8 protein-coding genes and 1 tRNA gene are annotated in these 12,773 nt (G+C 59.0%); 6 read left to right on the top strand and 3 right to left on the bottom strand.

The window, feature by feature from the left end; genetic code table 11:
- Nucleotides 1-150 precede the first annotated feature (150 nt).
- The 4 genes from GFR01_RS02375 to GFR01_RS02360 all read left to right on the top strand — a co-directional run bounded on the left by GFR01_RS02375 (nt 151) and on the right by GFR01_RS02360 (nt 4,698).
- On the top strand, nt 151-1,458 hold the full coding sequence (locus GFR01_RS02375) for a DUF1800 domain-containing protein (RefSeq protein WP_099181116.1): 1,308 nt from the start codon (nt 151-153) through the stop codon (nt 1,456-1,458).
- 3 nt (nt 1,459-1,461) lie between these two features.
- Nucleotides 1,462-2,670 carry a DUF1501 domain-containing protein gene (locus GFR01_RS02370; RefSeq protein ID WP_099181115.1) on the top strand — a complete coding sequence of 403 codons (1,209 nt, stop codon included), beginning with the start codon at nt 1,462-1,464 and terminating at the stop codon, nt 2,668-2,670.
- Nucleotides 2,671-2,858: 188 nt separating this feature from the next.
- Nucleotides 2,859-4,052, top strand: coding sequence for a formaldehyde dehydrogenase, glutathione-independent (fdhA, locus tag GFR01_RS02365; protein ID WP_099181114.1), 1,194 nt, complete (start codon nt 2,859-2,861; stop codon nt 4,050-4,052).
- A 76-nt stretch (nt 4,053-4,128) separates the two neighbouring features.
- Nucleotides 4,129-4,698 carry an NADPH-dependent FMN reductase gene (locus GFR01_RS02360; protein WP_099181113.1) on the top strand — a complete coding sequence of 190 codons (570 nt, stop codon included), beginning with the start codon at nt 4,129-4,131 and terminating at the stop codon, nt 4,696-4,698.
- Nucleotides 4,699-4,766: 68 nt separating this feature from the next.
- On the opposite strand, the gene gltB is transcribed toward GFR01_RS02360, so the two are convergent.
- The 3 genes from gltB to GFR01_RS02345 all read right to left on the bottom strand — a co-directional run bounded on the left by gltB (nt 4,767) and on the right by GFR01_RS02345 (nt 11,853).
- Nucleotides 4,767-9,287: a glutamate synthase large subunit gene (gene gltB / locus GFR01_RS02355; RefSeq protein ID WP_099181112.1), complete on the bottom strand. Its 4,521-nt coding sequence runs from the start codon at nt 9,285-9,287 to the stop codon at nt 4,767-4,769.
- Complete coding sequence (locus GFR01_RS02350; protein WP_099181111.1) at nt 9,284-10,717, bottom strand: NAD(P)-dependent oxidoreductase; 1,434 nt, start codon at nt 10,715-10,717, stop codon at nt 9,284-9,286. The genes gltB and GFR01_RS02350 overlap by 4 nt, the downstream gene beginning before the upstream one ends.
- A 179-nt stretch (nt 10,718-10,896) precedes the next feature.
- Entirely contained in the window at nt 10,897-11,853 is a 957-nt protein-coding gene (locus tag GFR01_RS02345) for a complex I NDUFA9 subunit family protein (protein ID WP_244902115.1), read from the bottom strand.
- A 110-nt stretch (nt 11,854-11,963) separates the two neighbouring features.
- Here GFR01_RS02345 and GFR01_RS02340 point away from each other — a divergent pair.
- A tRNA-Leu gene (locus GFR01_RS02340) sits at nt 11,964-12,050 on the top strand.
- A gap of 61 nt (nt 12,051-12,111) precedes the next feature.
- The gene (locus GFR01_RS02335; protein WP_007282433.1) at nt 12,112-12,756 is read left to right on the top strand and encodes a ribonuclease D; all 645 of its coding nucleotides are present in this window, start codon (nt 12,112-12,114) and stop codon (nt 12,754-12,756) included.
- The last annotated feature ends 17 nt before the right edge of the window (nt 12,757-12,773 follow it).

The following is a 12,773-nucleotide window of genomic DNA, read 5'->3' as shown; positions in this document are numbered from 1 at the left end:
ACATATACCCCAATGGGTATATGGAATATGAACGCCGACACCCGCATCCGCTGACACTTCCATACAAGAGCGTCCAGATTTTGCCACATAAGGCGAGCAGCCTTCAGTAAAGTCCTGCCACTCCCGTCCACCGGACATCGTGAGGATGCCATGCGACTTGTCAGTGCCATAAACAGATTTGGTTGGGGCCAACGAGAGAGTGGCTCTTCTGACATACCTCTCCGGGAATGGCTTTCCCGTCAGCTCGATGCCCCTGATGCGGCCATGTTCAGGACTGTCGGTCCGTGTTCGGATGGCCTGATTGCCCTGCGGGAACAGCGCAAGACCAAGCTACAGGGCGACCCTCTGGTCAAACCAATTTTTCAGATGGAAGTCACAACCCAGCTCGACAACCTGCTTGTGACGGACCAGCCTTTCCGCGAACGGCTTGCGTGGTTCTGGTTCAATCACTTCACGGTCAGCCTGCGTCAGGGCGGCACAAGAGCGGTCATTGGCGCCTATATGCGTGAGGCCATTCGCCCGCATGTGACAGGACACTTCTCGGACATGCTTCTCGCCGTGATGCGTCACCCGGCCATGCTGATGTATCTGGACAACGCATCGTCCATCGGACCCACCAGCTCCGCAGGACGAAAAAGTCATCACGGGCTTAACGAAAATCTGGCCCGTGAATGTTTGGAACTGCACACGGTCTCGCCGGCCTCTGGCTACACCCAAACAGACGTTACGTCCTTCGCAGCCATCCTGACAGGCTGGAGCATCGACATGAAAGCCGAACAGCCCGGCTTCGTATTCCGGGAAAAAGCTCACGAACCGGGCGAAAAAACCGTCATGGGTCAGACCTTCCCCGAAGGTGAAGACGGCGGCGTGCAGGCCCTGCACTTTCTGGGCACACATCCTGCAACGTACCGCCATATCGCAACCCAGATGGTCGGACACTTCATTTCCGACACGCCTTCGCCGCAGGATATCAACCACATTACCTCCGTCCTCCGGGACAGTGACGGAGACCTGCGGGAAGCCTCTGTCGCCTTGGCAGACCTTCACGATACGAACCGCTCTGGCAGCAAGTTCCGCTCCCCCATGGACTATGCCACAGCCGTCATGCGAGCCCTGTCTTTGGGAGGCGCCCCCAGCCAGCCGGACGATCCACATTCCCCCGCCCATCAGCTTTACGCAGCCTTTGCTTCACTGGGACAACCGTTATGGACGGCTCCCTTACCCAACGGCTGGAGTGATAATGCGGCAGACTGGAGCGCGCCTGCGGACATGCTGGCCCGCACGGACTGGGCGTGGCGAATGGCAGCTCATGTCCGGGCCGGAGACCCGATGGAGATCGCCCATATCGCCCTCGGCCCGGCGCTCCGACCACAAACCCAACTCGCCATGCATCATGCCGGCTCCCGTCAGGATGCGCTGGCTCTGCTTTTCTCTTCACCCGAATTCCAGAGGCGTTGACCCATGATGATCCATCGTCGCACTGCCCTGCTGGGTCTGGCTGCAAGCTGGACACTCGGGCGTTCCTCTCTCGCGTTTGCCGGTTCACCCGGAGGTCCGGACGATCCACGCTTTGTGGTCATTATCCTTCGGGGCGCACTGGATGGCCTGTCTGCTGTCACCCCATACGGAGATGCCGATCTCAGAACACATCGCCGGGACCTTGTTCTTCCTGAACCCGGACAGGAGGGCGGCCTTCTTGATCTGGGCGGCTTCTACGGGCTGCATCCCTCTCTTCAGACACTTCATAGCCTCTATGGCGAAGGTCAGATGCTGCCTATCCATGCCGTGGCAGGCCATTACCGCAGCCGCTCCCACTTTGAAGCGCAGGACTATCTGGAAAGCGGTGCCGATAACCGGCTGAGCAGCGGCTGGCTGAACCGGGCTGTGTCCGTCCTTCAGGGGAAGGCCAACAGACCTGATGGATACGGGCTGGCCATGGGGCTAACGGTTCCCCTTCTGCTTCGCGGTTCTGCAAAGGTCGGAAGCTACGCGCCCGCAGGAAGCCAGCACCCGGACGAGGATCTTTACAACCAGATCGTTGCCCTGAACGCGTCCGACCCCATCACAGGCCCCGCTTTCAGGAATGGCCTGAAAGCCCGGGGTTTTTCGGACGCCACCATGACGGGAATGAAAAACGCCTCTGAGACTGGTAAACCCCGCAAACCCGATGCCTTCATGCAGCTTTCAACCGCCGCGGGGCAAATGCTGGCCACACCCCATGGTCCCCGGATCGCCGCTCTAGAAATCGGAGGATGGGACACACATGCCGCACAGCTCGGACGACTGGGAAGCCCCCTCGCCCAGCTTGATCGCGGGATTGGAGCCTTGCGTCAAAGCCTTGGAGACAGCTGGAAACGCACGGTCGTCCTTGCCCTGACGGAGTTTGGCAGAACCGTCCGCATGAACGGAACAGGTGGAACGGACCATGGCACGGGCACTGTCACGTTCCTTGCCGGAGGTGCCGTTGCGGGAGGAAAGGTCGGCGGCACATGGCCTGGCCTGCGCCCCAGCCAACTCTTTGAAAACCGGGATCTTGCACCGACAACAGACCTGCGCGCCGTAGCCGCCGGTGTGCTGTGCGACCATCTCCACATGCCTCCGCAAGCAATTGCCACGGTGTTTCCGGGGCCGAAGACTGATACCCAGAAAGGCCTGATCGTGTCCGCCTGAAAGATCCCATTGGCCCGGGCCCAAAACAGGGCACGCTCAATCACGTTCGAGCGAGAGGCGCGTCTGTAGCCCTATGTCACGGTTCCAGAACACGCGGCGAACGTTGAGGTCTCTGTACGACAACATTTCGTCGTGCCGGGCGAACCCGGCCGCAAGGGATGGCCGCTGCCCGAACCTGGAGAGAAGCCATGTCTGACGAAAACAGAGGGGTCGTTTACCTCGGCCCCAATCATGTGGAAGTCCAGCGGATCGATGACCCCAGAATGGAAACACCCGATGGCCGGAAGATTGACCACGGCGTCATTCTCAAGGTCGTCTCCACCAATATCTGTGGCTCCGACCAGCATATGGTCCGAGGCCGCACAACAGCGCCGTCCGGGCTGGTGCTCGGTCATGAAATCACCGGCGAAGTCATCGAAACCGGCTCGGATGTCGAGATGGTCCGCAAGGGCGATCTGGTCTCCGTTCCGTTCAACGTCGCCTGTGGGCGATGCCGATGCTGCCGGGAACAGCACACGGGCGTATGCCTGACGGTCAACTCCAGCCGCGCGGGGGGCGCCTATGGGTACGTGGATATGGGTGGCTGGGTTGGCGGACAGGCCCGTTACGTCATGGTCCCTTATGCCGATTTCAATCTGCTGCGCTTCCCTGACAAGGCTCAGGCGCTTGAGCGCATCAGAGACCTCACGATGCTGACCGATATTCTCCCCACCGGGTTCCATGGTGCCATCAATGCCAAGGTGGGTGTGGGCTCAACGGTCTATATCGCGGGCGCCGGGCCAGTGGGTATGGCCGCAGCCGCGTCGGCGCGCATTCTTGGCGCTGCCGTCGTCATGATCGGCGATTTCAATCCTGAACGTCTCGCTCATGCAAAGGCGGTCGGGTTTGAGCCCATCAACCTCCAGAACCATGACAGACTTGGAGACCTCATCGAACAGGTCATCGGGACACCGGAGGTCGACAGCTTCATTGATGCCGTCGGTTTCGAGGCCAAAGGATATGACGGAAAGGAACAACCAGCCGTCATCCTCAATCAGGCCATGGAAGTCACCCGGCCAGCCGGGGCCATCGGTATTCCAGGCCTTTATGTGACGGAAGATCCAGGCGCTCATGAAGCTGCGGCGCAGAAAGGCAACCTGACACTCCGACTGGGTCAGGGCTGGGCCAAAAGTCAGTCATTCCACACCGGGCAAACACCTGTTCTGAGGTATAACCGGCAACTGATGCAGGCCATTCTGCATGGACGCCTGCCCATCGCCCATATCGTCAACGCCACCGTGATTTCACTGGAAGACGCACCACGCGGCTACCATGACTTCGACAACGGCGCACCACGCAAATTCGTTCTCGATCCTCACGGGATGCTGAAAAACGCAGCCTGACTCCTGCTTTGTGTCATGATCTGTTCCCCTTCGGGTCATGACAACAAAAACCCGACTCTTTGACGGAAACCAGTCCATGCCCAACGACACGCCTCTGCATTTCGTCACCCTGCTCGGAAGTCTCCGCAAAGCCTCCTTCAACGCGGCAGTTGCGCGCGCTTTGCCCGAACTTGCGCCCGAAGGAGTTTCCATTACCCCGCTCGGATCAATCGGGGATTTTCCGCATTACAACGCAGATGTTCAGGACACAGGCTTTCCGGCTCCCGTTCTGGCCATGGCGGAGCAGATCCGGGCTGCAGACGGCGTCATCATCGTGACCCCTGAATATAATTATTCCATTCCCGGCGTACTGAAGAACGCCATCGACTGGCTCTCCCGCGTAACGCCTCAACCTTTCAGCGGCAAACCTGTCGCCATCCAGACGGCGTCCCCCGGGATGATCGGAGGGGCCAGAGCGCAATACAACCTCCGACAGAATATGGTGTTTCTGGACGCCTTTGTTCTTAACCGGCCTGAGGTGATGATTGGCATGGTAGCGGGAAAAGTAGATCCGGAAACGCTGAAACTGACGGACGAACCAACCTGCAGGTTTATTTCTAGTCAGATCGCCGCGCTCGTCACCCTAACCAGAAAGCTCAAGTCCTAAGTTACAGAAAAAAGCCCCACACCAGAAACCTGATGCGGGGCTTTTCAGACTTTAATCAATCGAAGCAATCAGGCTGAAAGCTTGGACAGATCTTCCTGCACATAGCCAATGACCTTGGCATATTCGCGGGGAACGATGTGCCAGAACTGCTCCAGCGTATGCTCCCAGCAGTGCAGCAGGTCAGCGGCGTAAGTGCTACCCGTTTCTTCCACATGCTGCTCAACCAGCGTGCGCAGTTCCACGTCCCAGCGGCTGCCAGGCTGCACGCGGTTCCACATCACCGTGTCCGGATTGATGCGGGATTCAAAGCGGTCCTTCGGATCGAGCACATAGGCCATACCGCCCGTAAAGCCTGCGCCAAAGTTGTCGCCCGTCTCGCCGAGGATCACAACCTTGCCGCCGGTCATGTACTCACAACCGTTCGAGCCACAGCCTTCAACAACAGCCGTCGCACCGGAGTTACGAACCGCGAAACGCTCACCAGCCTGACCAGCTGCGAAGAGCTTGCCGCTCGTGGCACCGTACAGAACCGTGTTGCCAATGATCGCATTCTCTTCCGAACGCCATGTAGACGCCGGAGACTGACGGACAACAATCGTCGCACCCGAAAGCCCCTTGCCAACGTAATCGTTGGAATCCCCTTCCACGATCATCTTCAGACCCTGCACCGCGAACGCACCCAGGGACTGACCAGCCGACCCACGAAGCGACAGCGTAAGCTGGCCTTCCGGTAGTTCATGCATCCCGAACTGACGGGTGATCATGCCGGAAATACGTGTCCCGATCGCACGATGCGTGTTCTGCACGTTGTAATGCAGATGCAGCTTCTCCCGACGCTCGAACAGCGGAATCGCATCGGCCACAATCTGTGCGTCCAGCGTTTCCGGAACCTCATTACGGCCCTCACGGGTGCAGTAACGCGCATGTTCACCCGGATCGGCCTGCACCAGCAGGGAGTTCAGATCCAGATCGTCCAGATAGTCCGCGCCGCGAGAGACCTGACGCAGCATGTCCGTCCGTCCGATGACCTCCTCAAGAGAGCGAACGCCCAGATCGGCAAGGATATGGCGGATGTCTTCGGCAATCAACGTGAAGAGGTTGATGACCTTCTCCGGGGAGCCTTCAAACTTCGCACGCAGCTTCTCATCCTGAACGCAGACGCCAACCGGGCAGGTGTTGGAGTGGCACTGACGCACCATGATGCAGCCCATGGCGACCAGCGCGGCCGTACCAATCCCAAACTCTTCCGCACCCAGCATCGCCGCCATGACAACGTCACGGCCCGTCTTGATGCCGCCATCCGTCCGCAGCACCAGACGATGACGCAGACGGTTGAGCATCAGGACCTGATGCGCTTCGGACAGGCCCATTTCCCACGGCAGACCCGCATAATGGATCGAAGACTGCGGGCTGGCACCCGTACCACCGGAATGACCGGAGATCAGGATGGCATCGGCCTTCGCCTTCGCCACACCCGCCGCAATCGTGCCGATACCCGTCCGGGCAACCAGCTTTACGGTGACGGTTGCCGTCGGGTTGACCTGCTTCAGATCGTAGATGAGCTGGGCCAGATCCTCGATCGAATAGATGTCGTGATGCGGCGGTGGAGAAATCAGCGTCACACCCGGTGTCGCATGACGCAGGCGGCCAATCAGTTCCGTGACCTTGAAGCCCGGAAGCTGCCCACCCTCGCCCGGCTTCGCGCCTTGGGCCATCTTGATTTCAATCTCGCGGCAGTCATTCAGATACTGCGCGGTCACACCGAACCGGCCAGACGCCACCTGCTTGATCGCGGAAGACGCATTGTCCCCGTTCGGGCGCGGCTTGGAACGCTCGGCGTCCTCGCCACCTTCACCGGAATCAGACTTCGCTCCAATCCGGTTCATCGCAATCGCCAGCGTCTCATGCGCTTCCGGGCTCAGGGCACCCAGCGAGATGCCCGGCGCGACAAGGCGACGACGGATCTGCGTGATGCTCTCAACCTCGTCCACCGGGATTGGTGCGTGAGGTGCCTTGAAGTCTAGCAGGTCACGGAGGGCAACCGGCGGCATCTGACGCACGGCATCGGCGTAACGGCGATACAGCGTGTAGCTGTTGGCCGAAACCGCACTTTGCAGCATGTGCACAAGCTGGCCGGAGAACGCATGCGTCTCTCCCTGACGGCGCAGCTTGTAACGGCCACCGACCGGAAGCGCTTCAACCTTCTGATCCCACGCAGATGCATGAGCCTTCAGGATGTTGCGGGCGATACCCGGCAGACCAATGCCGGAAATACGCGACGGCATGCCTGGGAAGAACTCAGCCACCAGCGCACGGGACAGACCAATGGCTTCGAAGTTGTAGCCACCGCGGTAAGCCGAGATGATTGAAATCCCGAACTTGGACATGATCTTGAGCAGACCCTTGTCCACCGCCTTGCGGTAACGCTCCATCGCCTCACGCATCGTCATCTGGCCAAACAGGCCACGACGCAAACGGTCTGCAATACTGTGCTGGGCCAGCGCCGGATTCACCGTCGTCGCACCAACACCGATCGTCACGGCAATGGCGTGAACGTCGATAGCACTGGACGTCCGCACGTTCAGGGACGTGAACGTACGCAGGGAATGACGCACAAGATGAACATGCACGGCAGCCGTCGCAAGGATCATCGGCACAGCCACGCGATCCGGACCTGTGTTCTCATCCGTCAGGAACAGATGGGTGCAACCTCCACGGACATGATCTTCCGCCTGAACCCGGATGGACGCGATCGCCGCACGCAGACCTTCCTCGCCATCCTCAACCGGGAAAGTACAGTCGATCGAGGCAGCGTTCTCACCGCAGACTTTCCGCAGTTCATCAAACTCACCAACCGTCAGAACCGGGCTGGGAAGCTGAAGCAGATCGCACTGTTCCGGGCGCTCGTCGAGAATGTTCCCCAGATTGCCCAGACGCGTAATCAGGCTCATCACCCGCGTTTCACGCAAGGAGTCGATCGGCGGGTTCGTAACCTGACTGAAGCCCTGACGGAAATAATGCGACAGGCCACGATAGATCTTGGACAGAACCTGAAGCGGCGTGTCATCGCCCATGGAACCCAAGGCTTCGGCAGCCGTCTCGACCATCGGGTGAAGGATGGTCTCCAGTTCTTCATGCGTCAGGCTGACGGCCATCTGCTGGCGACGCAGCACGTCGGCGGCCATACCTTCCGGCTCGACCACATCCCGCACGATCGGCTCGATATTGCGGATGCGCTTGACCCAAGACTGGAAATCCTGACGGGAGGCCAGCATTTCAAGTAGTTCATCCGGCTGATAGAGGCGACCTTCCTTGAGGTCGAGCGCCAGTGTCTGTCCCGGACCAAGGCGCCCACGACGCTGAATGCGCGCTTCCGGTACGCGGACCATACCCGCTTCCGAACCCACGATCAGCAGGTTGTCGTTGGTGATGGAATATCGCAGCGGACGCAGACCCGCACGATCCAGCCCGGCGATGACCCAGCGACCATCCGTTGCACAGACCGCAGCCGGGCCGTCCCACGGCTCGATGACCGCATTGCAGTAGCGGAACATGGCCCGCGCGGCCGGAGAAATCGCGGAGTTCGCACCGCTGGAGGCCGGAATGAGCATCATCTTGGCCATCGGCGCGCTGCGGCCACCGAAGGTCATAAGCTCGAAGACGTTATCCAGTGCGGCCGTATCCGAACCTGCAGCCTGCACGACTGGCTTCAGATCCTCCATGTAAGGATCGAGTGCTGCGTGCGACAGGCGCGTTTCGTGCGACCGCATCCAGTTGGTGTTGCCGGAGATCGTGTTGATCTCACCGTTATGCGCCACCTTGCGGAACGGCTGGGCCAGCTTCCAGGTCGGGAACGTGTTGGTCGAGTAACGCTGATGGTAGATCGCAAAACGCGAAACGAAGCGCTCGTCCAGAAGATCCGGATAAAAGTCCGTCAGGTTCTCGGCCAGGAACATGCCCTTGTAGATGACGGATCGGCAGGACAGCGAACAGATATACAGATCCACCTGCTGGCGGGTCGCCTGCTTCTCGATGCGGCGACGCAGCACATACAGATCACGCTCGAACTCATCCTCCGAACGACCCAGCGTATTGCGGATCATGATCTGTTCGATCTCAGGGCGCGTCTGGTTGGCCTTTTCGCCAATGCAGGCCGTGTCGATCGGCACCTGACGCCAGCCATAGATCCCGTAGCCGAAGTTCAGAACCTCGGTTTCAATGATCTGACGGCCAGCTTCCTGCGACGCCAGATCCGTCTTCGGCAGGAACACCATGCCAACGGCAATGCGACCGTCGATCGTGTCATCGCTGGAGCTGTTATGAATGGCTTCGGCAAAGAAATCCTGCGGGATTTCAACATGGATACCCGCACCATCGCCCGTCTTGCCATCGGCATCGACAGCACCACGGTGCCAGATGTTCCCCAGAGCCTCGATACCAGCTTTCACAACAGCGCGGGACGGCTTGCCATCCAGAGCAGCGACAAGGCCCACACCACAGGAATCGCGCTCCTGCGTAGGGTCATACAGACCCTTCAGGCGCTCGACGTTCTCGGCATAATCGCGGATGAAATCGGTGTTCTGTGTCATTCCGCGGCCTCCAGCGCCAGGGTCTCGGTCAGAGAAAGGTGAATTGCATCAGCCGCATCACGGCCGTCCTTGATGGCCCAGACAACGAGGCTCGCACCGCGGACAATATCGCCACCAGCAAACACGCCCGGTAGGCTTGTCTGGAAGCCGCCCGGCGGAACCGTCAGCGTGCCCCAGCGCGTCACGGCAAGTTCCGGCTGCTGCCACTGGCCCGGCAGGTCTTCCGGATCGAAACCCAGCGCGCGGATCACAAGGTCGCCTTCAATAATGGAATGCTGGCCCGTGCCTTCGATAGAGCGGCGGCCCGTGGCATCCGGTGCACCAAGACGCATTTTCAGCACCTTCACACCTTCAACCGTGCCTTCGCCCAGAAACTCTTCCGGTGCAGCAAGCCACTCGAAGTTCGCGCCTTCTTCCTCGGCGTTATAAACTTCCTGACGGGAGCCCGGCATGTTCGCACGGTCACGACGATAGACGCAGGTGACTTTCTCAGCGCCCTGACGGATGGACGTCCGAACGCAGTCCATGGCCGTATCACCACCGCCAATGACCACAACACGACGGCCCTTGGCGTGAAGCGCGGCATCTTCGCCAGGGTCTTCGTCATATCCGCGACGGTTTGACGCCGTCAGGAAGTCAATTGCATCCACAACGCCGTTCAGGTCTGCACCCGGAACATTTACGGAGCGCGAACGGTAGACGCCCGTTCCAAGGAACACCGCGTTATGGCGCGTCCGCAGATCATCCAGTGACGTCTCCCCCTCACCCGCACCGATTGGTGTGGAAAGATGGAAAATGATGCCCTGCTCTTCCAGCAGCTTGTGACGACGGGCCACGACATGTTTTTCCAGCTTGAAGCTCGGAATACCGTATGTCAGCAGGCCGCCCACACGGTCCTGACGTTCATAGACATGAACCTCATAGCCGCGTGCCCGCAGACGCTCCGCACAGGCCAGACCGGCAGGCCCGGAACCCACGACGCCAACACTGACTTTGAGTTCACGATCCGGCAGACGCGGCTGCACCCAGCCCTGCTCGAAGGCATTCTCCGTAATAAAGCGCTCGACAGCCCCGATAGTGACGCTCTCGAACCCCTTCTGGATCACACAGTTGCCTTCGCACAGACGATCCTGCGGGCAGATGCGGCCGCAGATTTCCGGAAAGGTGTTGGTTGCCGAAGACATCTCATAGGCTTCCTGCAGACGGTCTTCCGCCGTCAGCTTTAACCAGTCCGGGATGTTGTTGCCGAGCGGGCAATGCACGGAGCAGAACGGAATGCCACATTGAGAGCACCGCGAGGCCTGCTCTTCGGCGCGGCTCATCGCAAACCCACGGTAAATCTCCCCGAAGTCCTCGCGACGCTCGGCAGCATCGCGCTTCTCCGGAAGGATCTGTGGGTGATTGACGAACTGCAACATCCGTTCGGCCATGCGCCGTGTCTCCTAAACAAACCATACGTTCCGTGGAACGCACGAAATCGGTGGAGTACCAGCTATTCCGTCACTTTAAGTGATAACAGTCAGTGATACTTACCTATAACCAAAAACCACGTTTGGATCACCGCTTTCATTGCAGAAATCCCACATTATTTAGGTCCGATATGGACCGATCAGGATTTGAGCTGTCGATAAAGCCTGAAAACTCCCGCCTTCAGATACTCCGGCACCACCATTCGCATGGACACCGGATGGATATCCAGCGTCTGCAAATTGTCTGGCCCCGGATGCACCACATTATCGACGGACATCATCGCCACCTGATCACGCGTCAGCAGGTGGCCCGGCAACCTCTCCAACACGGAAGCTTCAAGACGGGCGAGCACCGCCGGGATCGGTAGCAGAAACCCGTGACGACCAGACGCTTCCAGAACAAACGCCATCATCTCCCGCATACTCAGAATGTCGGGGCCGCCAGCCTCGAGGATACGTCCTGCATGCTCAGGCTCCAGCAGACGCAGCAAAGCTTCAGCAACATCTTCGACAAAAACCGGCTGATAACGTGTGTGCTGAGCGAAAACCGGCAGAACAGGCGAGACTGCCGCAATCAGAGCAAACAGATTGAAGAAACTATCCTCTGGACCGAACACGACGGAAGGACGCAACAATCCGGCATCCGGAAACACACGCCTGACAACCTGCTCAGCCGCCCCCTTGCTCCGACCATAAGCGCCTGGCGACGTCAGTGAAGCTCCAATGGCAGACATGTGAACATAACTCTTCACCCCTGCACGCTGTGCGCGGACGGCAGCCAGATGGGCTCCTTCCACATTGATCCTGTGAAGCACCCGGACATCCGGCGTCATGACTGAGACCAGATTAACCGCCGCGTCCGCTCCATCAAACAGACGATCCAGTTGATCGGCATCATTGACAGAGACTTTCAGGAACTCGACACGCCCGGTCCCCCTTGCCTTGCCAAGCCCCTGAATCGCTTCTGGATTCTGGCTTCCGACCCGAACGATATGTCCTGTTGCAACCAGCTTCCGGACAAAGCTGCGGCCTATAAAGCCACCGCCGCCGAGGACCGCCACCTTACGTGGCGAAGTCCGGGAAAAAAGTTTCTCCATTTTCTTCTTTTCTTTCATGCAGACAGTTGACGCGTCCCTACAGTCGAGGTAAACGCCTCTTCACCAACCCGGGATGCTTCAGGAAACTGAAAAAACCCGGTGCTTTCTGAGCCCAGATGGCGGAATTGGTAGACGCGCAGGTTTCAGGTACCTGTGTCCGAAAGGACGTGGAAGTTCGAGTCTTCTTCTGGGCACCACAGACGGTCAGGCTTCATAAGCCTCACCCTCTGAGCTTCTAAAAAAATTGGTGACACTATCATGAGCCAGCAGAACGCCATCCATCTTCATGACGGCGACCTGCCGGACGATTTTGATATTGGCCCTGTTGTCGCCATTGATACCGAGACCATGGGTCTCAATCCCCACAGAGATCGCCTCTGCCTTGTGCAGCTTTCCGCCGGCGACGGTGAAGCGCATCTTGTGCAGATCAAGCCTGTTTCCATGGGGGGGCGCGGTTATGACTGCCCCAATCTCAAGGCTCTCCTGTCGGATGAGTCCATCACCAAACTGATGCACTTCGCTCGCTTTGATGTGGCCGTTCTCCAGCACGCTCTGGGTATCACCATTTCGTCCGTCATCTGCACCAAGATTGCCGCGCGTCTCGTCTATACTTTCACGGATCGCCACGGCCTAGCCTATCTGTGCCGCGATCTGCTTGGTGTGGAGATGAGCAAGCATCAGCAGAGCTCTGACTGGGGCGCAGACATCCTCACGGAAGACCAAAAGCGCTATGCTGCGTCTGATGTGCTGCATCTGCACGCCCTGTGGGAGAAACTGGAAGCCATGCTGATCCGGGAAAACCGTCGTGAACTGGCGCAGTCGTGCTTTGATTTCCTGTCGGCCCGCGCACGTCTTGATCTTCTGGGATATGAAAATCCCGATATCTTCGCACACCGCGCCTAATCACGACCCGGCCCTGA

The organism is Gluconobacter frateurii, assembly GCF_002723955.1.
Lineage (GTDB): Bacteria > Pseudomonadota > Alphaproteobacteria > Acetobacterales > Acetobacteraceae > Gluconobacter > Gluconobacter frateurii.
The sequence above is the reverse complement of the archived record's forward strand: the minus strand, read 5'-3'. Positions and strand labels throughout refer to the sequence as shown.